Raw genomic sequence first — 26,055 nt, 5'->3', positions numbered from 1 at the left:
GCCCGATTCCCGCAGGTATGGCCAAGTCTCGATCCCAGCTCGCCTCCGAACTGTTCACCCTGCGCTCTACCCTTCCGCTCTGGCCGAAGGAAATGAATAGCGAGCCTGAGCTCTTCACGTTTTTGGACAGGCGAATTAAGCGTCTGCTGTCCGAAGCGGACATCCAAGACCGCGGTTACGTGCTGACGCGTGTGAACCAGATGTTCGCCACCCGCGGCCTGGAGCGCCGGTACACGTAAAGGCTGTCCTCATCCCAGGTCCTGACGAACGGTCGGCGCATTCGCTCGGATAGTCGACATGATGACCTGTCGCCCGGCCTGTGTGCTCATAACATTGACGATCTCGCGCGGGTCCAGATACAGCACGTTGGTGATCTGCGATCCACGTTGACCGGCATCCGACGTGGTTGGACCGCGTTCGGCCAGCGGGGCGAGAGAGGGCGCCGGCGCGCGTGGCGCCGGGGCGACAAAGCCGCCCGTGGCGTAACCGCGTAAGCCTTCTAGCGCCGACATACCCAGGCGGTTGAAGCGCTCAAGAAATGAGCGCGCGCCCGGTTGTCGCACGACTTCGCGACGATGGACGAACTCACCACGATGCACGACGCCGGCTGGGGCGTACTTAGGACCGATGCCGGTAAAGCCGCCCGAAGCGAAGAACCCGCTCGCGCTCTCGGCGGCGTTAGCGGCCAATAGGGTCGCGGCGGCCGACTGCATCGCGGCGGCGGCCTTCAAAACCACACCACCGGCTACACCCAGCGCCACCGAGGCACCGGTAATCGGCGTGGCGTAAGCGACGCCAGCGGCGGCGGCCTGGACGGGGTCCGGTTGGGCCACGTCGGGTGTCTTGCCCCCACCGACGATCTTGCCCACAACCGACATCAGCTTGGCCGTAGCCAGCGCCGCGAGCTGCTGAGATGCCAGCTGCGCCAGCGAACGGGTCATGTCCTGCACCAGACCGCTGAGCGCTTGCCGCAAGGTCAGCGTGCCGGTCGCCAATCCTTCCAGCGCATTGCTCAGGCCGCTTTCGAAGCCATTGGTGAGCGTAACGACCAACTCGTTCGACTGGACTTTCAGCGCTGCCACTTGGGCCGTCAGGTCTTTGACTCGCTCAATGGATTCCGGCGCACCGGTCTTGGCCGCCAGTTGGTCCATCATCGGCAGGAGCTGCTCGACCTCGGCCGCGGTGCGGGCATGCAGGTCAATCAACTCCCGGCGCGCACCGATCTCCGTCAACAGACCGGCTTGCTGGCGAGTTTGGATGGATTGTTCTTGCCGAGATTGCTCGCCGAACACGCGGTTAACCTGAGCTTGCAGATCCTCCAGCTCGACCTTTGCCACGTCAGTGTCGATGCGCAGTCGAACCTTGAGCGCATCGGCGGTGCGCCCTTTCGCCTGAAGATCGGCAAGCGCCTGCTTGTACTCCAGGTCCAGCTCTTTCCTGCGCGCTGCCGCGCCGTCGCCGCGGTTGCGCATCAAGGCGATATCCGCGTCCTGCACGGTGCGATCCAAGGTGCCATCGTCCTTGGCCGCTTTGGCTGCCGCGTCAGCCTGTGCCTTCTGATCGGCCGCCAGCTTGCGTTGGTCGGCCTTGTTCTGGCGCTCGGCCGCTCGGGCGGCTTTCGTCTGTGCCCGGCCGGCATCGGTCGCCGCCTGGGCGACCTCCCGTTCGCGCACCTGCACGTCGATGGCCTTGCGCATGGCCTCGGTGAGTTGCGTGGTGTCCTTGACGCCCGCCGCCTTGACCGCTTGATACTCCAGCGCCGCGCGCAATCCCTTCTCGCGCTCAATGCGCTCGACCTTGAGCCGCTCGTTCTGGTCGTTCAGCGCTTTGGTGAAGTCGGTCGCATCCTTGGTGACCTGTACGCGGGTTCGGCCACCACTTGCCTGCGCCTGACGCAGATCTGCCAACGAGCCTTTGACTTGCCCCAACGCGGCCTTGGTCGTGGCGAGCTGTGTCTGGACCCGCTTGATCTCGGCATCGACATCGCTGCCCCATAGCCACTGCATGCTGCTTTGGCCGGGACTGTCGTGGATGCCGCCGTAGAAGGGCCCCAGCGGTTGTTTTAGAACTTGGAGGTTGTCGAGTTCCTTCTGCAGTTGCTGCCGCTGATCGATCAGTCGCTTGCCCAGGTCGACCCCGGTATCGAGGTCTTGCTGGTCGCGAAAGCGCTGGGCGGCCTTGATCGTGTTTTCAAACTCAACCATGGCGGCGGTGGCGTTCGCACTCGCGGTGGCAAAGGCACCGGCAAGCAGGGTGACCCCAGTGATCGCCAAACCGAGTGGGCCGCCCATCAGCGTCAGCACCGACGACAGCCCGCGAATCGCGACCGCTTTGGCGCCGACGGCGGCCGTCGCCGCCTGGGTCGCCGCCGCGGTCCGGGTTTGCGCGGCGGCCAACCCGGCCTCGGCGCTGGTCACCCGCGTCGTGGCGCCACCGGCCAGGGCCAACGCGCGAGCGCGTGCCAGCTCGGCTTGCGCTGCCGTTTCCGCCGCGCGCGCCTGCGCCAGTTCTTCCTGCGCCAATTGCTGCGTCTTGCGCAGGGCCGATACTTTCGATGCGCCGGCCGTAGCCAGGGTCGCGATCAATCGGCCGAGCGCCGCCACTGCGACCACGCCGACCACACCCGCCAGGCTATCGAAGTTCTGCGACAGCCCTTGGATCGAGCCCGCGACGGCGACCGACACGCCACTGGCCCGGTCCTGCTGACCGATAAAGCGGGTAAACGCGTTGTCGAGCTGGACCAGGCTGCGCTCGATCGTCAGCGGCAGTTGCGAGAACTCGGCCGCGATCTTTTTGGCCTGATCGCCAGAGAAGGCGATGCGCAGTTGCTCGCTGGTCAGCTTGCCGGCTTCCGCCAGCGCTTTCAGCTCGCCGACCGTGACGCCCATGCTGGCGGCCAGCGCCTTCATCAGGCGGGGGCCGGCGTCGTTAATCGAGTTGAACTCGTCGCCGCTGAGCCGCCCGGCCGCGAACGCCTGACTCAGCTGGACGATGACTGAGGAGGTTTCCGCAGCGGTGGCGCCGGAGACCGCCAACGCCTTGTTGATGGTCTCGGTCAGGCCCAGGACTTCGCGCTGCGATCCGCCCTGATCTTTCAGTGCGCTGCTGAGCCGGCCGAACAGGGTGGCGGTGGAGTCGAGCGCAGTCGAGGTCCGCTGCGAGATCGCGAAGACCGCGTCCTCGGCCAGATTGAACGCGGCCTGCGAGGTCGTGGCGAGCTTGATCTTGGCCGAGAGGTTGGCGTAGCCATCGGCCGCTCGGACCAGGCCGCCTGCGGCATCGCCAGCACTCTGCAAACCCACAAAGGCCAGCAACTGCGTCTTGGTTTGGTCCAGCTGTCGGCCGATCGCAGCCACGCTGTTGCGGGTTTGATCAAACCCTTTGCTTGCCCGCCGGCCGGCACCCTCGGCTTCGTTGCCGAATACCCGGGCGCGCACGCCCGCTTGTTCCAGTGCTTGATTGAGTTGTGCGGCGTTGGCCCGGATCAGCAGCGTGATCGTGGTGTCGCGGTTCGCCATGAATCAGTGCTGCTCTACCGCCGCCGGTGGTTTCGGTCCCCAGCCGCACAGTCGGCGACCGGTTTCGTTATGGGCCAAGATTTGTCGTGCTGTCAGATCCGTTAGCTGATCCTGTCGAGAGACCAGGATCGGTCGCGTCCAGGCGCAACCCGTGGTCGCTTCCGTCACGGGACCATTCGTCGTACAAGCGGTCAGCAGCGGAATCAGGCACAGCGATCGCCACTGGCGCCAAGACGCCGGTCGGAAGATGCAGGACATCGGTGTCTACCTCGGTACGGGTTTCGGAATCGGCGCGCTCGCGTTCGGCGACGCGTACCCGCTGCTCGCTCTCAGCAACGCGCCCGGCGGTGTCGGCCCGCTCATGCTGCCGGCCTTTCCAGCGGCCCAAGCCGAAGGCAGCCAGCACTGCGGCGAGCGCGGTCAGCACCGTGGTCGCCCAAACTTTCAGTGCGATCATGCGATCTGGCCTCCCGCCTTCTGGTACACGGCGAGCAAGCGTTCCAGCGGCACTTCGCGCTGGCCGTAGCCGGCGTCGGGCAACGAGGCCCAGGTCTTGCGCGACTTGCGCACCGCGCTGCTGATCCAGCCCTTCTTGACGTCGGCCAGTGCGCCGGTCTCGCGCAGCAGTTCGATGGCGGCGCGATCTTGCGATGCAGGGCCGAAATCGGGCAGCCGTAGACGATTGCGCAGACTGTTCCAGGTCTTCCACAGGAACTGATAGCGGCCCGCAGCGGTGGAATTGATGCGGTATTTAGGCAGCCAGACCAGCCTGCGCGGATGCTCGGTGTAGCTGGTGAACGTTTTGCCGCCGACCATCACGTCGTAACCGCCGTGCTCGCTGAATCGCTCCACGCCTTCGGCGTGCGCGATCATGTCGAGGAAGGCGATAACGTTCTGGCCCCCGGCCTGCTCAGCGGAGAGTCGTGCCATCGGCCCCTCGCTGCTGGAACAGGCGGCCGATCAGACCCAGGATCAACAGGCCGGCGGTCACGCTGGCCGCAATCCGGTCGGGGACATGGACGCGAAGGTCGTCAGGCAGGTTCAGCCACACGCCTTGCAAGGCGATGGCCACGGTCATCGCCTGCACACTTACAAAGCGCCAGGCTTGGCGCCAGTTATCGATCAGTTTCATCAGGTTTTCCGAAGAGAGTGGATAAAAGCGGTGACGTCGCGCCCGCCCGCGAAGCCGGCATTGACGTCCTCGATGCGCTCAGCGCGCAGCGCGCGCTCGCGCTGGATCGCGACGCGGTAGAACAAGGCGAGTTGGCGCGCGGTGGCGCGCTCGATCCACGACCAGTCGTGACCGTGATCGATCAGGGTGGCGAGGACACTGGGCCAGTCGCTTCCGGCGCCGCGCGTCGCAGTTCCAGCGCCGCGATCACGCGCTGCAGAAAAAAATCGGCGTTGACCGCCCAGAACGTGAGCAACAGCAGGTCGCCTTGAACGCCGGGGAGCGAGCGTACCCATTCGACCGGTTGGTCGCTGGTTTGGGCTAACAGGGCAATCGTCGCCTCGGGGTGCTGTGCGCAGACCCGATGCAAGCGGGCTAGGTCGATGTTGCCATCGTCGGTCTGCTCGACCAGATCGCCGACCAAGGCCGCGATGGCGCCGTGCAGTTGCAGACTCTCGAAGAAGCCCAGCTCGCGAACGGTCACGCTGCGATCGCCCAGCGGTAGAACGCGATGAGGCTGCAGCACCACCAGGTCGTCGGCGGCGGGCGTAGGGCGTTGGACTTTGCGCGCCATTACGCTCGCACCATTTCGATGCGACCGAAGCCGCCCAGGGTCGGGTCCAGCGCGCGGGTTTCATCGAACAAGGCCGCGCCCGATAGCTGCAGGCTGCCCCATTCCTCGGAGATCAGGTCGAGCTGCTCAATCGGGTTGAACGCCACCCGATAGAGCGTGACTTTGGCCCGGCGGCCGTTGACCGTGTTGATGCCGTCCAAGAACAGCATCCGCTCGGGCGGCGGCGTGTTGAACAGGGCGATGTTCACGGTCTCGCCGTGCTTGTAGGTGGCCTTGAACGGCTGGGTCAGCCCGTCCACCTTGCGCACGCCGATCAAACCCGCCGACGCCGACTCCGTCCACCAATTCGCGGGCGGGATCGTGACCGGCGGGGTGGCGCTGTCGGTCATCGCAACGTCGCTGACCCAGCCGCGGTCCAGTGCGATCAGGTCGCCGGCCGTCAAGCCCGGCGGCAGCAGTTCGTTGTTGACCACACCGGCCGGCAGCGTCGCCGGCACCGAGTACAGACCCTCGGCGATGTTCTCCGGGGTCGCCTCGTCCAACGTCAGATTGACGTTGGCGGTCTTACTCTGGACCAGTCGGCCATACAGCATCCGATTGCCGCTGAACGACTCGGTCTTGTCCGAGTTTTGCACCTCCAGCTGCAGTTGCAGTTGGGGGGCGTTGCCGACCCATCGCAGTGGGCCGGGCTTGCCATTGGATTGGCGCTGGGCAAGGAAGACCTTGCCCTGAAACGAAAACAGGTCCTGCGCGGCCATGGGTCGCGTTGCTCCTAAATATAAGGTGTAGGGCTGTGGCTGCCGAGGGCAGCTGGAGATCAGCGGCGCAGCGAAGGCAGCAGCCGGTCGATCTCATCGGTGATGACGTCCAGGCCGGCTTGGGCAATGCGCTCGGGCCGATCGCCTTTGCGCAGCATCTGCGCCAACGACGGGCCGTACAGGCGGCGGATCGGAGTGCGCGGTACGCGCTTGGCGCCCGCGACCGGCGTGCGCTCGAAAGCGATGTCGGCGCCGCCGTGGCGGCGATGGAAACCGGAGCGCTTGAAGCTGCGCCGGCCGCGGACCGCGGTGTAGTCCAGGCCACGGTCGTCCGCGCTGCGCTTGGAAGCGAAGTTGCGCAGACCGACACCGCGCGCTACCCCGACCAGTTCGACGCCCTCGCGCGTGGTGCGCACGCTGACGCCGGCCCGGATGCGCTGGGCCGGCAAGGCGTACTCGGTCTGGATGTCGCGACGGGCAATGACCGGCCAACGCCGACGCAGCGTGCCGAGGGCTCGGCGCTGCGCCAACACAGCCTTCGCCGGGATCTGGCTGATGCGTTTAACTGCGGCCAGCACCGGGTTGGCGTCGAGGAAAAGGTCCATTAGCGGCGGTAGCGGATCGTCAGCGCGACTTGGACCGCGACCACCGGTAGCCCCTCGGGTCGGTCGAGAAACACGATGTCCTCGACCTGCACCGGCAGCGCCTGCGGCAGCGGAATCCAGTCGTCCAGCGCGTCCTCGATGTCGGCCGCGATGGCGTGCGATCGCGCGTGGGCGTCGGCCAAGGAGGCCGGAACCGTCGCTTCCGCCAGGGCTTGCAGCACGCGATGCCGCCCATGGGGCTTGTTGGCGTCGCGCTGAATGCCCAAAGCGGCCAACGTCAGCCCGGTCACGTCGTCGTCGGGATGCTGGGCCGGTTCCAGCGCGACCGCGGCGCCGATGTCGGTTCGATAGCCTGCGTCGATGCGGATCTCGCCGAATCGCTCGGCGACACGCTGCAACAACACCCAGCTCGGCGCGGCTTCAGCCATGCAGCACCGCCTCGTTGACCAGGCCATCATCGGAGACCAAAGCTTCTACGAGCAGTGCACGGCCGTCGAGCGCGATCTTGTCGCCACGGCGTAGTACCCAGTCTCGATTCCGGACGACGACGTGGCGCGCGCGTCCGATGACCTGTTGGAATTCACCGAGACGCTCGACGCCGTCGCGCACCACAATGCGCGATCTCACCGTGTAACCGCTATCACGTTCAATCCGCGCGACGACGCCGAGCGTCTCGAAGAGTACATCGTCCATGGTCTCGAACGCGGACGTCATGCCTTGAGCTTGGGCAGAAGTGCCGGGCGATGGCACATTGGCAGTGGGTTCGACTGCGTATGTAGATCGGTACCGCGGTCGAATCTGCGCGGCGCTTGCTTGCTGTAGAGCAGTTGGCCGAGCGTATTGACACTTTCGTTGAAGTCCGCTGGGGCCACATACGTCGCGAACGTATCCAGGGTGCCGAGCGGAAAGGCATGCGCCTCGCCGACCTCGATAAAGCGACGGGTATTACCCTCTGCATCGCTCGCCTCGCCGGCGTATTCCTCAAACCGGACGCCCGCGAAACGGAAGTCCGAACGCATGTCGTCGCGCAGCGCGGCGCCTTCCTGCCAGCGTTGGTAGGCCTCCTGCACCTTCGGATGCGCGGTGAACAAGTCGAAGAACTCACTGGACACGAGCACATGAATGCCGCTCATGCGCTCGCCCTGAAGCGACTTGCTCATATAGCGCTTGAGTTCGATGCACTTGGCGCGCACGTCCGTCTTCGGGTCGGTCAATTGGAACTCGAAGGTCTTCGGCGTGATGTTGAAGATGTCGAACAGGTTCGCCAGTTCGCTGCCGTCGGCGTCGAGGATCACGCCCTTCAACGCGCCGATCCGCAGGTGTTCCAGCGTGATCGAGTGCTTGTTGCGCATGGTCTGCAGGTGGTCGGCCATCACGCCTGCGACCGTCTGCAGTTCGCTCTCGGAGCCAAAGGCCCGAACGCCAATCACCTCTTCGGGCAGCACCACGTCGTCATGGGGGATGTGCGGGACGTTGAAGGCGCGAAGGGCGCGCTTGCCGCGCTTGCCCACGGTGCCCGGCGAGCCGACCGGCTGCGTGGGCAGCAGCGACAGCACGCCGTTGCGCTCCTCGACCGTGACTTGGCGCGTGCGCACCGGTTTAACCGGGAACAGGTTCAGTTCGTCCAATCGGCCGTACTGATTGGGCAGGATATTGATCGCGGTGGTCAGTGCGCTCATCGAGAACGCGGGGTTATGGAACGGGTTGTTCATGGACATAGATCAGACTCCGCGGCGCACAAGGACGCCGATGCCGCGCAGCTGCGCAGTGGCGGCGGCGCGTTGTTCAGGGGTGGCTCGGATCGGCCAGACCAGGGCGTGGTCGGCGACCGTTGCGTGCCGGGCAACGATCAAGCCGTCCGGACTCGGGTCGGTTGTGGTCGTGATCGGCACGATGGCGACACCGGCCGCGACCTCGCGGCCATCGGTGGCGAGCGGATCGAGCGCGGCAATCTCGCCGGTCGCAGTCAGGCGGCCGACGACATGACCGAGCTTCAGCACTTGATCGGCCGCGACGGTGACTGCGTCGCGCGAGTACAGGTTGTCGGCCTCGAACTTGAGCAAATCGCCCAGGTTCTGGCCCTCGTGGATCGGCGGATAGGTGGTCAGTCGCATCTCAGCGCTCCTTGCGCGCGAGCGCAGCGCGCGCCTTGACGGCATGGATCAGTGGGTTGTCGTCCAGCGACAACGCCGTCGACGGGGTCGGTGTGGTCGGCGACAGGTGGCTGGTGATTTCGGCGGAATCGGCCTTGGCCGCGAGCAGGCGCTGACGGGCGACGGCCGGGGTGATGCCTTCGGCGAGCAGCGTCGCGGTCATCTTCGGCTGGCCGGCCAGTTCGCACAGCTCGGCGATCGCAAGGGCGTCGCTGCGGGCTTGCGCGCGCACGACATCGGGTTCAACGGCGGGCGCCGTCGAATCGGGGGTGGACATGATGGGGTTCTCCAAGAAAAGAGGACGCGCGGTGGCGTCCAGTTCGGTGTGTAGTTGCTGCATGGCATCGTTGAGCGTGCCGATGCGATCCGCGAGGCCGGCATCGATGGCGTCTTGGCCGAAATAGAGCGCGGCTTCGGTGTGGCGAACGACGTCGGCCGATACGCCACGCTGCTCGGCTACGGTTAGGACAAACAGTTCGTACAGGCGGTCGACTTCGGTTTGAATCGAAGCGCGCGCCTGCGGGGTGAGCGGCTGGTAAGGGCTCCCGTCGTTCTTGCGCGCGCCGGCTTGAATCGGCGTGTAGCTCAGGCCCGCGTTGGCGTCGCGGCGAGACTGGTCCACGTGCAATGCGATCACGCCGATGGAGCCAACCCCGGCGGTGCGCGTGACAAACACACGATCTGCCGCGCTCGCTAGGGCATAGGCCGCCGAGAACGCCGCTTCGTTCGCCACCGCCCAGATCGGCTTGCGCGTTCGCGCTGCGCGGATGTGGTCGGCCAGGTCGAACACCCCTGCGGCTTCGCCGCCGGGACTGTCGACGTCGAGCACGATGCCGCGCACCGAGTCGTCGGCCAGCGCGGCGTCGAGCCGGCGCGCAATCGATTGATAGCTGGTCAGGCCCGACAGCGCGTCCAGGCCGCCGGTGCGCTGCACCAGCGTGCCGTGGATCGGCAACACGGCGATGCCACGTTCGTCCGCTAAACGCGGCGCAGTCGGGGCGGGTGGTGCCATCTGGGGAGGCGGAAGCGTCTGCAACTCGAACTTCGGTTCGAGCACACTGAGGATCACGTCCAGCTTGGCGCGCTGGATCAGCAGCGGCGTGTTGAACACACGCGCCGCCAGATGGGGTAGTCCGGTCATTGGGTACCGTTGGATTGAAGAACCGGCGCGTCGGCCGGCGGTGGGGCGTGCTTGACGCCGTTGCGGGCAACGGCGCGAGGGTCGCTGTCGAGGACCAAGCCGAGGGCGTCGGCGCGCTGAGCGTCCGCGGCGATTTCCCGATCGATGCTCTCGGCGTCGTAGCCGGAGCTGGCAATGGCTTCGGAACGCGACAGCAGCCCGGCTCGGATCGCCAGGATCATCGCGTTGAACTCCTTCTCCGGATCGACCCAGCTCCAGCCCTGCGGCACCCACTTGCAAGCGCGGTACTCACGCTTGCGGCGGCGATAGCCGGGCAGTTCGATCGCGCCGGAAAGGACCGCCGCGTCGACGAACGCATTCCAGATCGGCCGACACAGCTGATAGACCAACACCGCGTGCTGGATCATCTCGCAGCGGCGCCGGAACTCCAGCAAGCCTGCGCGGATGGACGAGTAGTTCACTCCCGACAAATCGCCGGTCAGCTGCTCGTAGGTAATGCCGATGGCGGCGGCGACGGCCCGGAATTGGGCGCGCAGGAACGGGTCGTAACTCGATCCCACGTCCGCCGGCTGCGAGAACGTGACGTTCTCGCCCGCCTCCAGAATCTGCAACGTGCCCGGCTCCAGGCCCAGCGGTGCGTTGCCGGACTCGTCGGGCGGCCCGTCGCCGGGCAAGGGGTCTTCCGGGCCGTCGCGGGTGATGAAGCCGGCGAACATCGCCGCCGTCTTCTTACGCACCAACTCGGCGTCGTCGTACTGGTCCAGCTCATTGAGCTTGACCAGCGCGCGCGCCAGCCACGGCTCGCCACGGATTTGCCCCGGCCGCAGCGGCCGGAAGATGTGCAGGATTTCCGACGCCGGCACCCGGAACGTTTCCATCCCGCCGTGCCGCGACATCGGCGCCATCGCCCCGTCCTGTGGGTGCGACAGATACAGGTGGTACGCCACGCGTCGACCGAGGCGGTCGAACTCGATGCCGGCCCGGATCAGGTTGCCGTTCGGCTCTTCCCGGTTGAGCGACATCGGCAGATGCTCGGGTTCGAGCAACTGCAACTGCAGCGGAACCGAAAGACCGTCCTCGGGTCGACGCGGGCGCAGGCGCACCAGACACTCGCCGCCTTCCAACAGCGCGCGGCAGGCCAAGGCCTGCAAGCCGTACAGGTCGGTCAGCCCGGCCGCATCGGCTTCGTCGCACCAATCCCGCCACAGCGCCTGCAATGCTTCGCGCTGGGTTTGATCCGCCAGGAGGGATTGCGGCTTGATGCCGGTGCCGACCGCGTTGGAGACGAACGCCTCGATCGCGGCGTTGGCCCAGGCGTTGCGGCGGACCAAGTCGCGCGAGCGAACGCGCAGGGCATCGCCGGTCGCCAGCAGTGCGGCCACCGCGCCGGGATTGCTAGGCTGCCATGCGAGCGAGCGACGGCCGTGCCCGGTCGCCTCGTGCACAGGCGAGCCTCCGAACATCGCCGTTCGGACGCGCGACCACCAGGTCATCTTAGAAGCCCTTGTTCGTGGTCACGCGCAGGCGGCGCACGCGTCGCGGAGTCCCTTCGGTGCCTGCGAGCGCCGCTTCGATCTCGCGAATCGCGGCCAGCAGTTCGTCGACGCTGCGGTACTCGACCAGGCGGTCGCCGAAGCTGACGCGGCGTTCGCCGCGCGCGAGCGCCTTGCGCAGCGCCTGCAGTTGTTCGTGGGTATAGGGAAGTTCGGTCATCGCATGAAACGGCTTTGAATGACCCGGCGCCCACGGCGCGCGGGTGCAGAAATGGAAAGGCCACCCGGTGGGGCGGCCTCGATGGAGGGATAGACCGGAACTACCGGTGGCGAAGCAGTCGACGGCGGCAGAACCCCGAGCGATCGCTCCATCTCGCGCCAATGCCGCTCCTCGAAGCGATCGACACCGGCCTGCATCGCCGCGGCGCGTGCCAAGACGTAGCAGTCCAAAGCCTCGTTTCGATCCCGTCGCTTCTCCCAAGTCCGAACGGGGTAGCCATGGCGGTCCCGACGGCTGATCAGGTGCTCGGCGGTCAGCTGCTGCAGAAACTCGCCGTCGATCTTCGGCAGGTGGACGTAGCCGGCCGGAAACGCCGGCTGCCCGTCGGGACCGATCTCGATCGACAAACGAAGAGCGTTGTAGAACTCCAGCTTGGCGATGCCGCCCGCCACGGCGAACAGCTTCAGCCCCCGGCGCAACCGCTTGCCCGGCACACTGACGTCGACGGCGGTGGGCGTGCCGATCAATGCGGCGCCGCTGGCGACGCCTTTCATCGGCAACAGCCGCGGATCGCCGACACTGCGCGCGAAGGCATAGGCCTCCTGCGTCGCGAAGCCGGTGTCCAAGCCTAGCCGAGTCAGCGGCAACAGTGCGCCGCTGGCGTGGGTCCAGTGCTCCGACAGGATCGCTCCCAACTCATTCCAGACCGCAGCGCGGGCGGTGTCGCCCATCAGCACGCGGTGCTCGACCAGCCAGGTCTCCCGACCGCGCCCGAACGCCCAGACCGAGACCTCGATGCGGTCCTTCTGGATGTCAGCGCCGCCGCTCAGCATCAATCCACCGGCGGGCACGGTGCCGATCCGATAATCCTCCCGGCGTTCCAGCAGGCGCTCCCAATCGGGCGCTTCGCCTTCCTCTTCCCAGGTCTCACCGAGCTCGGTGTTCTTGAATGCCTTCAGCGCCGTGGCCGATCCCTGCGCCGACTCCCAGGCGGCGGCGATGTCGGCCCAGCTGCGCCAGCCCACTGGGGAGTACAACGACGACAGGTGGTAGCCGGCGGTCTTGCCTTTGTTCTTCGGCGCGGTCGCGATCCAGCGGCCTGCTGCCAGCATCGCCGTCTTGTGGTGCTCCCCGAACGGCTGCTCGCAGGCCTCGCAGATATAGCGTGCCGATCGCGGATCGCCCCAGGTCCAGCGCAGCTGCTCGAACCGCAGCCATTGCTCGTGGGCACAGTGCGGGCATGGCACGAAGTACCGCCGCTGGTCGGAGGCCAGGTACTCGCGTTCGATCGTGCTGGCGCCGGCAATCGTCGGCGTCGAGACCAGCAGGATCTTGCGGCGGGTGAAGGTGCGGGTGCGGGCCTCGGCCAGCGCCACCGCATCGCCTTCACCCTCCACGTCGCGCGGATAGCCGTCCACTTCGTCCAAAAACAGATAGCGCACCGGCATCGAGCGCAGGCCGACCGCGCTGTTCGCCCCGGTCAGGACCAGGACGCCGCCGCGGAACTCTTTGGCCAGGATCGTGTTGCCGGCGTCCCGGGCCCGCGAGGGCGCAATGCGCTCGCGCAGCGACGGCGATTCCTCGATCAGCGGGTCGATGCGCTGTTTCGAGTTGCGCTTGGCCATCTCGACCGTCGGCGCCACCGCCATCATCGGTCCGGGCGCATGGTGGATCACGTAGCCAATGAAGCAGTTCCCTGCTTCCGTTCCGCCCACTTGCGCACCTTTCATGAACACGATGCGTTCAGTCGCTGAAGCCGGCGACAGGTCGTTCATGATGTCGCGCAGATACGGCGTGCGCGCGGTGCGCCAGCGACCTGGCTCGGCCGAGGACACCGAGGACAGCATCCGATACTGATCAGCCCAGTCCGAGACGCTCAGCAACGGATCGGGCGTCAGGCCATCGCGCCACGCCTTCTCAACGTGGTCGAAGCCGTCGTACAAGAATTAGTCCAGTCGGGCGTTGAACTCCGCGAGTTCGGTCAGGTGCTGCCGCACTTCGCGCTCCAGCGCGACATGCATGGTGTGTGGGTCAAGTCCAAGCTCGGCGGCCAGCATCGAGCTGATCCGCGCCGGCCAATTCAGCCAGGCGTCGCGCTCGGCCCGCGCCAGCGCGAACACCTGCGCCATCGCCTGCGAGCGATCGATCAACTCGCCTTTGAGCTGGGCGATGCGCAGCTTGTGGTGCTGCGCCTTGAGGACTTCGTTGGCAGTACGTGCTTGCGCGTAGGTGTTGCTGCCGCCCTTGGTGCTGACCGGAGCTATGCCGGCCCCATCGTCCTCGGCGGCGGTTGCCGCGCGCGCCCGCGCCGGCCGCGCGGGCGCGGCCAGGGGCGGGTCCGGCGCGCGGGTGCTAGCCGCCCACTCGGCGTCGGCGCGCGCGGGACTGATGGTGCCATCCGCCTCGGCGGTGATGCGGCCAGCGGCGATGGCTTTGCGTACGGCCGTATCCGACACGCCCCGATGGCGGCCGTACGCGCGGATGGAAATTCCCACGATAGAAGCAGTCGAATCCGGTCATCGCCGGCCCCGGCGCGGAAGTTAGTGAAGACGAAGCGCGCAAACCCCAGCGCCCGAGGGGCGCTGGGGTTTTCCCACTCCGCGTTAAGGAACCGTTGCTGCCTCGTTGACCTCATCCAGAATCGTGCGCCAATCGGGTTCGCTCGGCAGTTCGATACGCGCGTGCTCGCACAGCATCTTCACGATTTCCCAGCAGCTCGACGCCATGGTTCCCGCCGCCAAGAGGTCGTCTAGTTCCAGTTGCAGCGTGTCGTCCCAGCGCAGCAGCTCATGCAGGTAGACCTCGAATCGCAGCAGCTCCTTTGCCGTGCTGCGAAAGTCCCGGTGTTCGCTCATCGTCGCGTTCCTCGTTCAGCCGCGTTGTTGCGGCGACGACATGAACGCTTCCTTCCGAGCAGAAGCCAAGCGAGATTAGTTTCGCGGGGCGCATTCCGCACCCGAGATCGCGCTTTCCAAGTGACGCAGGGCCAACCTCAGCTTTGGCTGGTACTCGGCATCGATGACATCCCAGACCTGCATCAATCGGACCTCGCGTACCGCGCGCCGAAGTTGATGCACCGGCAGCGCCATATACTCCGGCTCCCGTCCTTCTAAGTACCGCTCGATGGTCGAGAGCAACCAGCGCAGGGTCATCTCGTCCTCGCTGATTTCGCTGGGCACAAGGCGCTTCGCCAACCTGCCCTTCGCCTCATCGCTAACCCACTCCAGCGGGGCCAACTCCCGCCGACAATCTTCCACCAACCGCTCAAGGACATCGCCGCCGAGGCGGTTGGTCCGGAACGTGATGGTGCGTTCGGCGAGGACGCTGGCGAGGCCGTAGCAGCCGAAGAGCGTCAGGCAGTTCTCGGCTTCCTCATCCGGCGTGATGGACAGCAGTATCCGTTCCAAACAATCGCTCAGGCTGCGCAACTGTGCTTCGGCGAAGGCCGCATTTTTGTTCATGGCTTTGTCCTTGTCGAGCCGCGTCGGTGCGGCGTCGTGATGAACGCTTCCCTTCGGGAAGAAGCCAAGCGCTTTCTGCACAGAGATCAATGGCGAGACAGCGGACGGACAGGAAGCTGCTGAACGACGTTTTGGAAGAACGAATACCCCAGCACCCGGTGGGCGCTGGGGCCTTCGTTCTCCCGGACTTACGGTGCAGCCGCTTCTCTATTGAACTTCTCGACCAGCTTCGCCATGTCAGGCTCGTCGGCGATTTCTTCACCGCCGGCCTCGCACAACAAGTACACGATGCCCAAGCAAGTCCTCGCCAGTTCTTTCGCGGCGGCCAGTTCCTCGCGGGACAGTGGGATCAGCGGCTCATCATGGATCAACGACTCCAGCGCCGACTGGCACTCATTCAGATCCACGAGCGTGTTGCGAAACCGGCAGTAGGACAGGTTCGGCATTTCGTTTCCTTGGCATCGCCGCGACGGTGCGGCGACGACATGAACGCTTCCTTCCGAGTAAACATCAAGCGGATAGCAACTAGTCTTCGAACATAGGCGGCTGTCAGACAGGAATCCCTGAGAGGGAACACCCCAGCGCCCGGTGAGCACTGGGGTCTGCGCTCTCGATGTCGGGGCTGGCTACGGTCGGTCGTAGCGGTCGGCCATTACCATTCCGCTTGCGGCTCGCTGGCGTGGGGAATCGGGACACCGCCTTCGCCGATGATTCCTCGCATGGCCTCAGCCATTTCGATAAAAGGCCCACAGGGGTCTATGGCGTCGAACAATCTTCCGACTGCCTGCACCATTTCATCGGCTGCGTAGTTCTCCCGGATACTCAGCGGCCTTTGAGTACCGCGCCCAGCCGCTCGCAGGCGTTCGCGAGCCGCGCACATTGCTTCTACTCCAGCTGCGAAGACGCCGGCCCGACAGGGTGGGAGATGGCGCGTGTCCTGTCCGGGTTTCAGGCAAAGCCTTCGGTCCAAGTAGTAGAGCAAGCCCGCACGGTCGTTCAGCCTGTAATCCCACCGCATCCAGACGTGAAGCGTTTCGAACAAATCGCAACAGATGTCGAGCATCCACTCGACCTGTTCGCTCTCCGTCTCGGTAAACCGCTTCCTATAATCTTCGGTTGATTTGATTGCCTCGGTACACGGCGCGATGGCTTTGCCAGCGGCCCTGAACACATTGATGTTGCTCTGCGACATACCTGCTCCTGCTGTACGCCGCGTCGTTGCGGCGACGACATGAACGCTTCATCCCGCCGGAACATCAAGGTGCTTTGAACGTATTGCCGATGCCGTACAGCGTGTGGACGGATACGATTGGAAGAGGGAATACCCCAGCGCCGAGTCGGCGCTGGGGTCTGCTCTCTCGCCGAATCAGGTCGCTGAGAAGTTCAAATCATCGAGCACTAAAGCGAGATCCATGTCGGGCTCAAATTCCAACGATCCGCGTTCGGCCAACAGCCGCACGATGCTCAGGCAACTGGTGACCAAGCGGTGTGCCGCCTCCAATTCCTCTTCACTCAGCGGAGGTGGATCGCCATCGGTCATATCTTCCAAGACCTCTACGCAGTCCGCCAGACCCGATGCGGTGTTCTGGAATCGGTAATTGGACATATTCGCCATCGTCGTTCTCTTCCGTTTCGCCGCGTCGTTGCGGCGTCCACATAAACGCTTCCTTTTCAGCAGAAGCCAATAGTATGTCGGCGCCTTTCCGACTTCAGACAGGTCTCCGACAGCTTCGCATAAGCCCATCTGCGTCTACTCTTGCAACTGGCCTAGCGCTTGCTCCAGCCCGCTGAGCGCGAGGCTGATTCCGTGTTGGTACTCGGCGTCGCGGGACCGCCATACGTGCAACCGCTCGACCACCGTGAGCGCGTGTTCGACCCATTGACGCGGGGTCATAGCCGGTCGGCACTGGAGGTACTCATCGATCTGGCGGGCCACATCCGACAGGGCACTGGCGACGGCCGCGTTGCGTCGTTTGGGTCGACGTTTGATTGGGTTGAACCCGCTTCGCACCCGTCGCTCCCAATTACGAAGTTCATCGTCGGCGGCGGCCACGCGCGAACAAAGCTCGACAGGTTCAACACGCCGCGCACGGTCGAGACGGGCCCAGGGTTCTAGGAACCCTGCTAAGGCAGCGCACGCCTCAACTCTGCAAACGCCGTGCATCCACACCGGCTCCAAGTCCGTCGGCGCTTGTTCGACCAACCATCGTATGCGGCCGGGCAGCGCGCCCAGCGTAAAGACCGCTCGCTCTACGTCTTCCATTCCCTTCTCTTTGCGTTCACCGCCAAGCGCGGCGACGACATGAACGCTTCCTTTCGCTCACAAGCCAAGCGGAATCCGCACGAAGAACGAGCGTTGTCCCAACTCATTTAAGCCTTGGACAACTGGGCGGCGGAAGCTGTACGGCCGTTGTCCAGGGCCTGCGAAAAGTCGGGATATGACGAGTAGTCCGCTTGGCTTCCCACCCAGCGGAAGCGTTCATGCGTCGACCCTACGCACAGCCACGGAGGCTGCCATGAACCGCAAGACGCTCACCACCATTGCGCAACAACACCTGCACGTATCAACGCTGGATATGCGGGGCAACGACGGCCTCGACTTCCACAACGTGTGTGCCAGCAGCCTCGACGGCGCGCTAACCGCCGCTTACCTCGCGGGCTACGCCGCCGCGATGCGCGCGGCTGGCGGCAGCGCAGCGGACGTCCTGCCGACCGAGCGGCATACGATGCTTGGCAGCGTATGGCTCGGCGAAGGCGAAGCAGAAGACTGGTCCATCGACCCGCGCGCCGAGACGGTCGTTACCGCGCCGATCCCGGAGGTCGCCCTAACCGCGTACCGGTGGCAGGAGGCAAGGGCCTGCGATTTACTGATTCCTACCGCGATCCGACAGCGCCGAATCGCCTGAACTTCGCAACGCCCGACAACGCCCCGTAGGGGGCGTTTTCTGTTGCCGAGCAACGTAGCTGTCCGACACCTGTCTGCTTTGAAGAACGAGCGTTCTTTGTTGCTAGAACCGCTTGGCTTCATGGTGGAAGGAAGCGTTCATGTCCCCACACCAACGCAAGGCCACGGAGGCCGACATGAACATCGAACTTTTTACCACCATCGCGCAGCAGCACCTCGATGTGGACACCTTGGAAGAACAAGGTAGCGATTCGCTGGATTTCCCCAGCGTCGGAGTTTGGGGAATTAAGGCAGCGCTGACCGCCGCCTACTTGGCCGGCTACGCCGCCTGCGCGCGCGCCGCCAACGGCAGCGGCACCCCTGACGATGAGCTGCCGACTGAGCAGCACACGATGGTGGGCAACACATGGCTCGGTGAGGGCGGGACGAGCGAATTTCCGAGCACCCCCGGCGCCAGAACCATCTTCACCGCGCCCATCCCCGAGAAAGCCCTGCTTGGGAATCGCTGGGAAGCGGACCGCGCACGCACGGAGCTGATCCCGACGGCCATCTTGCAGCGCCGAATCCTCTAATCCGCGTCGCGCGCGAAGCGCCCTCCGGGGCGCTTTTTTTGTGCGCGCTTGGTGAAGTTGTCCGGCAGCTGTACGCGGTGGAGAACGCTCGTTCTTAGTCGCTCTATTCACTTGGCTTCGGCGCGGAAGGAAGCGTTCATGTCCCCCACACCAACGACAGCCACGGAGACCAGCATGAACACGAACAACACCTTCCGATTTCGCAACGCCCTCGTCGCCTTGAAAGAGTGCCGCACATCGCTGGAAGCCCTGAACGCCGGAGGCGACGCCGCGCTGCTCGCCGCTGAGCTTGAGGCCGCCGCCGAGCTGGTGGCGAACAGCGTCGCGATCGTCGAGATGCTCGCCGAAACCGGCGGCCACGCGGTGTACTTGACAGATGTTGCCCGCGATGTTCCGGAGATTCTCAACCTTCTCAACGCGAGCGCGTCGACGTCGGAGCCCAATCTGGAGGAAATGCTCAGCGGCATAGATGAGCACCTGCAAACCAGCCCCCGCGATGCCGAGTACCGCATTGGCCTACGGCTGGCACGCCGGGGGCTTCAGCACGCGAAGACAGCTATCAGCGGCGAATGATCTACCGAAGCACTCCGAGCGCCCTACGGGGCGCCTTTCTGTTCCCGCGTTTCGAAGGTGTCTAACAGCTGTACGCGATGAAGAACGCTCGTTCTTCTCCGCTGTATTCGCTTGGCTTCGTGGTGGAAGGAAGCGTTCATGTCCCCACACCAACGACGGCCACGGAGGCCACACATGAGAGACGAAACGCAAATCCTGAAGGACTATCTCGCCGGCCTGAACACAGGAAACCGCTCGGCGCTGGCACAACTCGCGGTGCTCCAAGACTGGAGCGATATCGCGCAACGCGAAATCGAGCGCCGCGCCACTTTCTTCCTGCAGAAGCTTCCCGACGAAGTGATCCAGGCCATCGCCAGCCGCGACATCGATGTGCGCAGCGTCATTGGCGAAGTCCTGATCAGCTGAACACCCCGCGCGCCCCGCAGCAGTGGGGCGCGCTTACCCGAATACACCCATCACCTACCAAGGAAACTGCAATGACTAAGCTTACCGACAGCCAGCGCGCCCTGATCCTTCTCGCGACCGAGACCGCTGGCCGCATCGAGAACTATCCGAAGAACCTCGGCGGCGGTGCGCGCACGGCAGTGGTGCGCGGCCTGCTGCGCGAGCATCTGATTGCCGCTGACGGCTCCGGCTACGCGCTCACGGCCGCCGGCTACGAGGCAGTTGGTCACCAGCCCCCGGAAGTCGCCGACACGGTTGAGGCCGGCTTTAACGACGTTGCCGGGAGCGACACGGTGAACAACGACGATGCCGCCGATGGCGGTGCCACCGCGAACACCGACGCCAATGCGGCGGTCGAGGCTGACCTTACCCCGGACGAAGGAAATGATGCCGGCGGCTCCGACAGCACCGAGGCCAGCACGCCCAACCCGCCCGCTAAGCGCACCCAGAGCAAGCTGGACCAAGTGGTCGGCCTGCTGTTGCGCCCCCAGGGGGCGACCATCGCACAGGTGATGGAGGCCACCGAATGGCAGCAGCACTCGGTGCGCGGATTCTTTGCCGGCACCCTGAAGAAGAAGGGCTACGAACTGATCAGCGACAAGGAAGGTAGGGCAGACCGCGTGTACCGCATCAAGACCGAGGCGATGGCGGCAGCGGCGGAAGTCGCCGCCGCCGACGAAGAAGAATGAGGAACGCGCGCGGCCGGGAAACACGCCCGGCCGCATTGCGGGATCGAGAACGCTCGTTCTTGTCCGACACCTTAACGCGCCGCCGCTGCGGCGCAGATTGGATTGGAATGCGCTTGGCTTCTCCGCCGGAGGAAGCGTTCATGCGTCACCAACACGGAGACCGCACCATGAGCCAGAACGACACGAACGGCCCCGATTCGCTGCTTGCCGCGTTACCGCATCTGCTGCTGGCGTTGATTGAGGACGAACTCAGCAACAACGATTCTGCGAGCGACGACGAACTGCGACACTACTTCGTCGCCTGCGGCTTGACCATCGAGCAAGCGGAACGGGCAGTTCAGTATCGCCCGGCTTACGCGACCGACATCTACTGGGGTGGCGCGACGCCCATTCGCACGGGCGTCGGACTTCGATACAACCCCGAGACCGGCTGGCTTGAGCCGGCCTGATCTACTGATCCCGACGCGGCGCGCAGATCTTGCGCGCCGTTGTCGTTCTGAGAACGGCCGTTCTTGTCCGACGCCTTAACGCGTTCGATTTATCCGCGCGAAGACGCGAGGTCTGACTTGGCTTCCCGCGCGAAGGAAGCGTTCATGACGCACCCCAACCACGGAGCGCATCATGACCGCCACCATTTGCCGACCCTATGCCGCCACCGTTCGATTCTCGCGCAAGCCTGCCAACCTGCGCAGCATCTTGCGCGAGCACAGCGGGTACCATATTGAAGAAGAGCGCGTGAGCGTCAACGCGATTAAGACGATGACCGCCGCCGAGTACGATGCCTATGTTTGCGATATGAGCCGGGCGCAGGACTGGATCGCCAGCTTCAAAGGGTTAGGCGACCGATGCGTCGTGATACGCGCGCCCGCCCGCCTGACCCTCTACATCCGGCCCGATGGCTACGACTACGCACGCTACGTCGGCCTCGCTGACGCGGACTGAGACTGGACGGCGCTGGCGTCGCGGGCGGGCGCGACGTCAGCCGCGCAGGGCGCGGAGGATTTCGGCGGCAACCTGCGGGACAATCGCATTGCCGGCGGCGCGCAGCTTAGGAATTCTTGCGGATATCCCATCAGCCAGAAGACGAATTCCGGATTCAGGTACCCGGCGACCGGCGAGGGTTTGACTTGTCTGCCAAGCATCCCATTCTCCGGTGCGCTGCCAATGCTCGATGCGTCTTTGTGATCCCGCGTTGTCGGCGTCGCCCAGACCGCCTGCGCCGTCAGCGGTCGGGTCGACCCACTGCCGAACTGCTGATTCGGCCCGCCCTTCTCGCCGTCGCTCGCGCGCGGCGTGCTCCAGACCGCCTTCACCACTCCCGGCAGGCCATTGCGTCGCTCGGCCGCAAAGTCGCCGCGCTTCTCCGGATCGTTCGCCGTCGCGGTCGGCCACACTCTCTTCGCCAGATTCGGCAGGTCGATCGTTCGCTTCTGGCCATTCGGCATCGTGCCGGTCAGCGATGTTCCCGCCGGCACGGTACGCCCGCCGCTCGGCAGCAGCGGCGTCGGCCAAACTCCGTCCGACGATCCAGACGCGGTCGCGTCGGTGCGGGGCGTTGACGGCGCAAGCTGGAACAACAATCGCCCGGCTGGCGTAGCCTTCGGCTTCCAGATCAGCAAGAACTCCGTCGAGACCCAGCGGGATGAGGCCAGCAACGTTCTCACCCAGGAATAGAGCGGGTCGCGCCGATGCAACAAGGCGGCGCAGTTCCGGCCAGAGGTGGCGGTCGTCCGCTTGAGCGCGCTGGCGGCCTGCAACGCTGAACGGCTGGCAGGGGAACCCGCCGGTCCAGATTTCCTTGTCGTCCGGCCAGCCCGCGAGCCGGCAGGCGTAGGCGAACCCGCCGATGCCGGCGAAGAAGTGGCATTGGCCGTAGCCGCGCAGGTCAACTGGGGAAACAGATCGGATGTCTCGGTCATCGACGTCACCGGAAGGAATGATGTCAGCCGCGATTAGATTTCGTAGCCACTCGCAAAGGTAAGGGTCCATTTCGTTGTAGTACGCCGGCCGGGTCACGCGAGTTCGGCCTTCGCTTCGGCCTCAGCATCGCGGGCCGCGTCCTCGAACGCGACGCCATCCGATTGCCTGGTGGCCGCTTGGCCCGTGTGGTCTTGCCAGCGGCGGACAATGACATCGACGTACTTCGGATCGAGTTCGATCAATCGCGCGCGGCGACCAGTCTTCTCGCAGGCGACCATCGTCGTGCCGGAGCCGCCGAACGGATCGAGGATCAAATCGCGGGACTTGCTGCTGTTGCGAATAGCCCGCTCCACCAGCGCTACCGGCTTCATAGTCGGATGCAGGTCGTTCTTGCTGGTGCGGTCGATGAACCAGACATCGCCCTGATCGCGCGCGCCGCACCAGAACCGGTCATTGCCATCGCGCCAACCGTAGAGGATGGGCTCGTATTGCCGCTGGTAGTCGGCATGGCCCATCGTGAACTTGTTCTTGGCCCAAATGATGAAAGTCGACCAGCGACCGCCGGCCGCGCGGAAGGCGTCTTGCAAGCGGTCCAACTCGGACGAGGACATCGCCATGTAGACCGCGCCCTTGGTCGCCGTCAGGATTTGCTGGCAGGCGGCCTGCAGGAAGGTGCCGAAGTCGGAGCCGAGGTTGTCGTTGAGGATTGGACGATGCTTGCCGCGGAGCTTGTCCTTCGGATTGTTTGCGTAGTCGACGTTGTAGGGCGGATCGGTGAACGTCATATCCACCAGCTCGTCGCCGAGTAAAGCGGCATAGTCGTCGGTGCTGGTGGCGTCGCCGCATAGCACCTTGTGGTTGCCGCAGATCCAGACGTCGCCGCGCCGGGAAACCGGATGCTCGGCCGGCTCGGGCACCTCGTCGTCGTCCGTCAGTCCGGCCAGGTCATCGATCAGCAGCTCGTCCAGCTCGTCGTCAGTGAAGCCCAACAGGTCCAGATCGAACTCCGCGTCGCGAAGCTCGGCCAACTCCAACTTCAGCAGTTCCTCATCCCACCCTGCGTTCTCTGCCAGGCGGTTGTCGGCGATGACGTAGGCGCGCTTTTGCGCTGGAGTCAAATGGGCCAGCTCGATCACCGGCACCTGTGCGAGTTTGAGCTGGCGCGCCGCCAGCAGCCGGCCGTGGCCGGCGATGATGCCGTTGGCACCGTCGACCAGGATCGGATTGGTCCAACCGAATTCCACGATGCTGGCCGCGATCTGCGCGACCTGCGCGTCGGAATGCGTTCTTGCGTTCCGCGCAAACGGAATGAGCGCCTCGATCGGGCGCAGTTCGATCTGAAGGCTCAAGTGGGCGCTCTTCGTCCGGCGCCTCGCAATAGCGAGGCGGACGACTAGTGAGTAAAAGGGATGGTCAGGAGGCTTCCGGGGCTCGCGCCATGACTGAACTACCTAAGATCGTGCGCCGGCAGCTGCCGATTAACGGACTAATCGTCTCCGTCACAGTAGAGACGCTGCCGTCAGGGTCTGCCATCGTCCGAACGATCGAGATCGCGGGTTGGCCAGACCTAGGGCCGAATCCAATCCCTGGTGATTTCCCAGATCAGAACTCGGCCTTCTTGGCGGGATTCGATTTCGCTCATCACGAAACGGCTTAAAAGAAGGGCGGCCCACCGGGACTCGAATCGAGATGGGTCGCCCTGCGTCCAGACTGCCCGGAGGCCGCTGGGGAGCGCGATGGCCTGGTCGCAAAATCACTATACGCCCGATCTGTTAACTGCCGCGCAAGGTCAAATGAACAGCGTAAATAGTTCACAGAGGCGGGCAGGAATGGCCGACCTGGCTCCGGAACCGTCGAAAGTCGGGACGCGACGTATCGGCTGGCGACTTCCTGAGCGGTGCGAACTCGCGCCCCCAAACTGGGTGCAAACCGAACTCGCGCCTCTGTCGCTAGTGGGGTTTCGCGGCTTGGCCCCCCGCCCGATTTATGCTAGGGGAAGGACCCGCGTTTTTTGGCCGAGGGCCGCGCCGTGTCGGCGCGTGTGGGCCGCGTAATTAGGCGGTGAGGGAGATCGGCGGCGGCCTGTTGGCCTGCCGCATGTGGCGGCTGTGTCGCGGCGTAGTCGTGTTTGAACAAGTGCGCCATTGCGTACGCATTTCGATCGCGTGTAAGGATTCATGACCGGCCTCACGTGTTTGCACGCTTTCCGTGTGACTTAGACAACTGGGTTGTCCTACGCGCTTGTTACGCTTTCGGTGTAAACGTTGATGCACGGGGACTGTTATGCCAAAGCTGATCCTGAGACGGATTTCATCCCGCCAGCACGCCAGGAAGGCTCTGCGAGAAGACGCACTGGCGGCGGTACAGGCATTGCCTGGTGCTGCCGGGGTCTCGGTGCTGCTTGAGAGCGACGGCGCAGTGAGAATCGAGTTTGCGTGGAAAGATCCACGCTTCGACCTCATCGAGGAGCACCTCAACCAGCGCGGATTATCTTCAGAGGATTACGCTGCTGAGTAGAGGAAACTGGCTTCCGGCGCGGGCAGTCACCAAGCGACAGCTTGTTCAGGATGTTCTACAACGCGTACACACACTGATTTGTATGCTTCTTGGTCTCTCAAATTCTGTACAGTCATGAGCCGGTATTTGCTGACGGTGAAGCGCAAGATAGATGGGGCTCTAACGTTGGTTCCAATTGGAGAACTCGCCTTGCTCGCGCTGACCCGGATGCCCGATATTGAGGGCATCCAAGTCACTCACCAAACCAGAACATCCGCGGAGCTGAGCTTCTGGACATCTTCATCGTGTCCTTCTTCAACCTTCGCCAGCACGCTGGAAACGTTCGGATTGGTGTGGGTGCGCTATAAGGACCTAAGTGCGACTGCGGTGGCGCATTACGATTCGCTGACGGCCTAGGCTAGAAGTTCAGAGTTTCTGGGCATGGCTAGCCGTTGCATTCGCTCCCGGCGGCTCCGCCTGCGTACTTCACCACCAGCATTGGATGGGCCATGCAGACGTCGATCAAGCTTCGCAGGAACTGGGCCGTCGCGATGGCGGCAGTGCCGCTGCACGAACTGGCCGTCGCTGCCATGAATGGTGTCCCAGGCATCCGCTCGGCAAGGATGGTGCGAGTGGACGGCGATCCGGGGATGACGGTGGTGGAAATGGCGTTTGAGTGGTTCGGGGAGGGGCAGCCAGAAGTGCCAGAGCAAGCTCTTAAACACTTCGGGCTGACCCGTGCTGAGTGATGCGTCCCCCGACAGACCACGATCAGCATGCCGACTAGGCTAGGGTAAAACCGGGGATTTTGGGACACCCCCGGTTTTCGCATTAGCCCCCAATCACCCCCAATTGCCCCCAACGGCACAAAGTCATCTCGATTTCGCCTCCGAGACCGCCGGTGACGGCCTGAGCAAAGCGCGGCAGCGGCCCATTGAGATGCGCCACGACCAGCACCGACGGAGCAATCTGGGGGACCAACGGTTCCCGTGCACTTCGTGAAGGTAGGAAGATGTGAGTGGGCCGTCGGAGTCTAAGTCGGATGACGAAACATCTCCTCTTCGTGATTAAGCCGTCCTCGGGACCACACCTTACCTTGCCGATTGGCGAGTTAGCGGCGATGGCGCTGGCCCGTCTGCCTGAAGTCAGGAACGTATCGATTGAGCGTCAATCCAGATCGGATGCCGTTCTGACGTTCGAAACCGATGGTCTGGACGCGCCGACTAACCTCGCTATTCGGCTTGCGACCTTTGGCTTGAAGTCCGGACTGACCCGACGTGTCGATTGGTTGTCCTGACACACCGTGCTCAGCATGCCGACTAGGCTAGGGCAAAACCGGGGAAGTTGGGACATGCCCAACTT

37 protein-coding genes are annotated in these 26,055 nt (G+C 64.4%); 12 read left to right on the top strand and 25 right to left on the bottom strand.

Features of this window, described 5'->3' with window-relative positions:
* The first annotated feature begins 17 nt into the window (after positions 1-17).
* Positions 18-239 carry a hypothetical protein gene (locus tag ACKN61_RS23585; protein ID WP_408951498.1) on the top strand — a complete coding sequence of 74 codons (222 nt, stop codon included), beginning with the start codon at positions 18-20 and terminating at the stop codon, positions 237-239.
* A 9-nt stretch (positions 240-248) separates the two neighbouring features.
* Here ACKN61_RS23585 and ACKN61_RS23580 read toward each other — a convergent pair whose 3' ends face one another.
* From ACKN61_RS23580 to ACKN61_RS23470, 23 genes are all read right to left on the bottom strand, one after another.
* On the bottom strand, positions 249-3,518 hold the full coding sequence (locus ACKN61_RS23580) for a tape measure protein (protein ID WP_408951497.1): 3,270 nt from the start codon (positions 3,516-3,518) through the stop codon (positions 249-251).
* A 67-nt stretch (positions 3,519-3,585) separates the two neighbouring features.
* On the bottom strand, positions 3,586-3,975 hold the full coding sequence (locus tag ACKN61_RS23575) for a hypothetical protein (protein WP_408951496.1): 390 nt from the start codon (positions 3,973-3,975) through the stop codon (positions 3,586-3,588).
* Positions 3,972-4,448, bottom strand: a complete 477-nt coding sequence (locus ACKN61_RS23570) for a glycoside hydrolase family 104 protein (protein WP_408951495.1) — start codon at positions 4,446-4,448, stop codon at positions 3,972-3,974. Before ACKN61_RS23570 ends, ACKN61_RS23575 begins: the two co-directional genes overlap by 4 nt.
* Complete coding sequence (locus tag ACKN61_RS23565) at positions 4,429-4,650, bottom strand: hypothetical protein (protein WP_408951494.1); 222 nt, start codon at positions 4,648-4,650, stop codon at positions 4,429-4,431. The genes ACKN61_RS23570 and ACKN61_RS23565 overlap by 20 nt, the downstream gene beginning before the upstream one ends.
* Entirely contained in the window at positions 4,650-4,775 is a 126-nt protein-coding gene (locus tag ACKN61_RS23560; RefSeq protein WP_408951493.1) for a hypothetical protein, read from the bottom strand. The genes ACKN61_RS23565 and ACKN61_RS23560 overlap by 1 nt, the downstream gene beginning before the upstream one ends.
* A gap of 56 nt (positions 4,776-4,831) precedes the next feature.
* A complete protein-coding gene (locus ACKN61_RS23555; protein ID WP_408951492.1) occupies positions 4,832-5,263 on the bottom strand; it encodes a DUF6631 family protein in 432 nt (143 codons plus the stop codon).
* Entirely contained in the window at positions 5,263-6,021 is a 759-nt protein-coding gene (locus ACKN61_RS23550) for a hypothetical protein (protein ID WP_408951491.1), read from the bottom strand. The genes ACKN61_RS23555 and ACKN61_RS23550 overlap by 1 nt, the downstream gene beginning before the upstream one ends.
* A gap of 59 nt (positions 6,022-6,080) precedes the next feature.
* Positions 6,081-6,626: a hypothetical protein gene (locus ACKN61_RS23545; RefSeq protein WP_408951490.1), complete on the bottom strand. Its 546-nt coding sequence runs from the start codon at positions 6,624-6,626 to the stop codon at positions 6,081-6,083.
* Positions 6,626-7,024 carry a hypothetical protein gene (locus ACKN61_RS23540; protein ID WP_408951489.1) on the bottom strand — a complete coding sequence of 133 codons (399 nt, stop codon included), beginning with the start codon at positions 7,022-7,024 and terminating at the stop codon, positions 6,626-6,628. The genes ACKN61_RS23545 and ACKN61_RS23540 overlap by 1 nt, the downstream gene beginning before the upstream one ends.
* A gap of 22 nt (positions 7,025-7,046) precedes the next feature.
* On the bottom strand, positions 7,047-7,319 hold the full coding sequence (locus ACKN61_RS23535; RefSeq protein WP_408951488.1) for a hypothetical protein: 273 nt from the start codon (positions 7,317-7,319) through the stop codon (positions 7,047-7,049).
* Between the two features lie 17 nt (positions 7,320-7,336).
* Positions 7,337-8,344: a major capsid protein gene (locus ACKN61_RS23530; RefSeq protein WP_408951487.1), complete on the bottom strand. Its 1,008-nt coding sequence runs from the start codon at positions 8,342-8,344 to the stop codon at positions 7,337-7,339.
* Positions 8,345-8,347: 3 nt separating this feature from the next.
* On the bottom strand, positions 8,348-8,740 hold the full coding sequence (locus ACKN61_RS23525) for a head decoration protein (protein WP_408951486.1): 393 nt from the start codon (positions 8,738-8,740) through the stop codon (positions 8,348-8,350).
* A 1-nt stretch (position 8,741) separates the two neighbouring features.
* The gene (locus tag ACKN61_RS23520; RefSeq protein WP_408951485.1) at positions 8,742-9,920 is read right to left on the bottom strand and encodes a S49 family peptidase; all 1,179 of its coding nucleotides are present in this window, start codon (positions 9,918-9,920) and stop codon (positions 8,742-8,744) included.
* Positions 9,917-11,302 carry a phage portal protein gene (locus ACKN61_RS23515; RefSeq protein ID WP_408951484.1) on the bottom strand — a complete coding sequence of 462 codons (1,386 nt, stop codon included), beginning with the start codon at positions 11,300-11,302 and terminating at the stop codon, positions 9,917-9,919. The genes ACKN61_RS23520 and ACKN61_RS23515 overlap by 4 nt, the downstream gene beginning before the upstream one ends.
* A gap of 112 nt (positions 11,303-11,414) precedes the next feature.
* The gene (locus ACKN61_RS23510; protein ID WP_408951483.1) at positions 11,415-11,633 is read right to left on the bottom strand and encodes a phage head-tail joining protein; all 219 of its coding nucleotides are present in this window, start codon (positions 11,631-11,633) and stop codon (positions 11,415-11,417) included.
* Positions 11,630-13,576: a phage terminase large subunit family protein gene (locus ACKN61_RS23505; protein ID WP_408951482.1), complete on the bottom strand. Its 1,947-nt coding sequence runs from the start codon at positions 13,574-13,576 to the stop codon at positions 11,630-11,632. The genes ACKN61_RS23510 and ACKN61_RS23505 overlap by 4 nt, the downstream gene beginning before the upstream one ends.
* Before the next feature lie 3 nt (positions 13,577-13,579).
* Positions 13,580-14,128 carry an elements of external origin gene (locus ACKN61_RS23500; protein ID WP_408951481.1) on the bottom strand — a complete coding sequence of 183 codons (549 nt, stop codon included), beginning with the start codon at positions 14,126-14,128 and terminating at the stop codon, positions 13,580-13,582.
* A 108-nt stretch (positions 14,129-14,236) separates the two neighbouring features.
* Complete coding sequence (locus tag ACKN61_RS23495) at positions 14,237-14,488, bottom strand: hypothetical protein (RefSeq protein WP_408951480.1); 252 nt, start codon at positions 14,486-14,488, stop codon at positions 14,237-14,239.
* Positions 14,489-14,563: 75 nt separating this feature from the next.
* Entirely contained in the window at positions 14,564-15,175 is a 612-nt protein-coding gene (locus ACKN61_RS23490) for a hypothetical protein (protein WP_408951479.1), read from the bottom strand.
* Between the two features lie 107 nt (positions 15,176-15,282).
* Positions 15,283-15,540: a hypothetical protein gene (locus ACKN61_RS23485; RefSeq protein WP_057916364.1), complete on the bottom strand. Its 258-nt coding sequence runs from the start codon at positions 15,538-15,540 to the stop codon at positions 15,283-15,285.
* Positions 15,541-15,746: 206 nt separating this feature from the next.
* Entirely contained in the window at positions 15,747-16,286 is a 540-nt protein-coding gene (locus ACKN61_RS23480) for a hypothetical protein (protein ID WP_408951478.1), read from the bottom strand.
* Positions 16,287-16,460: 174 nt separating this feature from the next.
* Positions 16,461-16,709, bottom strand: a complete 249-nt coding sequence (locus tag ACKN61_RS23475) for a hypothetical protein (RefSeq protein ID WP_408951477.1) — start codon at positions 16,707-16,709, stop codon at positions 16,461-16,463.
* 135 nt (positions 16,710-16,844) lie between these two features.
* The gene (locus ACKN61_RS23470; protein WP_408951476.1) at positions 16,845-17,357 is read right to left on the bottom strand and encodes a hypothetical protein; all 513 of its coding nucleotides are present in this window, start codon (positions 17,355-17,357) and stop codon (positions 16,845-16,847) included.
* A gap of 253 nt (positions 17,358-17,610) precedes the next feature.
* Here ACKN61_RS23470 and ACKN61_RS23465 point away from each other — a divergent pair, with 253 nt between their 5' ends.
* From ACKN61_RS23465 to ACKN61_RS23435, 7 genes are all read left to right on the top strand, one after another.
* Positions 17,611-18,000, top strand: a complete 390-nt coding sequence (locus tag ACKN61_RS23465; protein ID WP_408951475.1) for a DUF6900 domain-containing protein — start codon at positions 17,611-17,613, stop codon at positions 17,998-18,000.
* 175 nt (positions 18,001-18,175) lie between these two features.
* A complete protein-coding gene (locus ACKN61_RS23460; protein ID WP_408951474.1) occupies positions 18,176-18,571 on the top strand; it encodes a DUF6900 domain-containing protein in 396 nt (131 codons plus the stop codon).
* Positions 18,572-18,745: 174 nt separating this feature from the next.
* Positions 18,746-19,144 carry a hypothetical protein gene (locus ACKN61_RS23455; protein WP_408951473.1) on the top strand — a complete coding sequence of 133 codons (399 nt, stop codon included), beginning with the start codon at positions 18,746-18,748 and terminating at the stop codon, positions 19,142-19,144.
* Between the two features lie 174 nt (positions 19,145-19,318).
* Entirely contained in the window at positions 19,319-19,549 is a 231-nt protein-coding gene (locus tag ACKN61_RS23450; RefSeq protein WP_057916360.1) for a hypothetical protein, read from the top strand.
* Positions 19,550-19,620: 71 nt separating this feature from the next.
* Positions 19,621-20,277, top strand: a complete 657-nt coding sequence (locus tag ACKN61_RS23445; protein ID WP_408951472.1) for a DUF3489 domain-containing protein — start codon at positions 19,621-19,623, stop codon at positions 20,275-20,277.
* Between the two features lie 167 nt (positions 20,278-20,444).
* Complete coding sequence (locus ACKN61_RS23440; RefSeq protein WP_408951471.1) at positions 20,445-20,726, top strand: hypothetical protein; 282 nt, start codon at positions 20,445-20,447, stop codon at positions 20,724-20,726.
* A gap of 172 nt (positions 20,727-20,898) precedes the next feature.
* Positions 20,899-21,219 (top strand): hypothetical protein, encoded by a 321-nt coding sequence (locus tag ACKN61_RS23435; RefSeq protein ID WP_408951470.1) that lies wholly within the window; start codon positions 20,899-20,901, stop codon positions 21,217-21,219.
* A 36-nt stretch (positions 21,220-21,255) separates the two neighbouring features.
* Here the strand turns inward: ACKN61_RS23435 and ACKN61_RS23430 are convergent, their stop codons facing one another.
* Positions 21,256-22,266, bottom strand: a complete 1,011-nt coding sequence (locus ACKN61_RS23430) for a DNA cytosine methyltransferase (RefSeq protein WP_408951469.1) — start codon at positions 22,264-22,266, stop codon at positions 21,256-21,258.
* A gap of 23 nt (positions 22,267-22,289) precedes the next feature.
* Positions 22,290-23,546: a site-specific DNA-methyltransferase gene (locus ACKN61_RS23425; RefSeq protein ID WP_408951468.1), complete on the bottom strand. Its 1,257-nt coding sequence runs from the start codon at positions 23,544-23,546 to the stop codon at positions 22,290-22,292.
* A gap of 934 nt (positions 23,547-24,480) precedes the next feature.
* On the opposite strand from ACKN61_RS23425, the gene ACKN61_RS23420 reads away from it, so the two are divergent.
* The 4 genes from ACKN61_RS23420 to ACKN61_RS23405 all read left to right on the top strand — a co-directional run bounded on the left by ACKN61_RS23420 (position 24,481) and on the right by ACKN61_RS23405 (position 25,990).
* A complete protein-coding gene (locus ACKN61_RS23420) occupies positions 24,481-24,714 on the top strand; it encodes a hypothetical protein (protein ID WP_408951467.1) in 234 nt (77 codons plus the stop codon).
* Positions 24,715-24,828: 114 nt separating this feature from the next.
* Entirely contained in the window at positions 24,829-25,110 is a 282-nt protein-coding gene (locus tag ACKN61_RS23415; RefSeq protein WP_408951466.1) for a hypothetical protein, read from the top strand.
* 92 nt (positions 25,111-25,202) lie between these two features.
* Positions 25,203-25,442 (top strand): hypothetical protein, encoded by a 240-nt coding sequence (locus ACKN61_RS23410; protein WP_408951465.1) that lies wholly within the window; start codon positions 25,203-25,205, stop codon positions 25,440-25,442.
* A gap of 293 nt (positions 25,443-25,735) precedes the next feature.
* On the top strand, positions 25,736-25,990 hold the full coding sequence (locus ACKN61_RS23405) for a hypothetical protein (protein ID WP_408951464.1): 255 nt from the start codon (positions 25,736-25,738) through the stop codon (positions 25,988-25,990).
* Positions 25,991-26,055 lie beyond the last annotated feature (65 nt).

Origin of the sequence: Lysobacter sp. Hz25 (genome assembly GCF_046097045.1) — a bacterium.
GTDB lineage: Bacteria > Pseudomonadota > Gammaproteobacteria > Xanthomonadales > Xanthomonadaceae > Lysobacter > Lysobacter antibioticus_B.
This window is presented reverse-complemented; position numbering and strand designations above follow the sequence as displayed.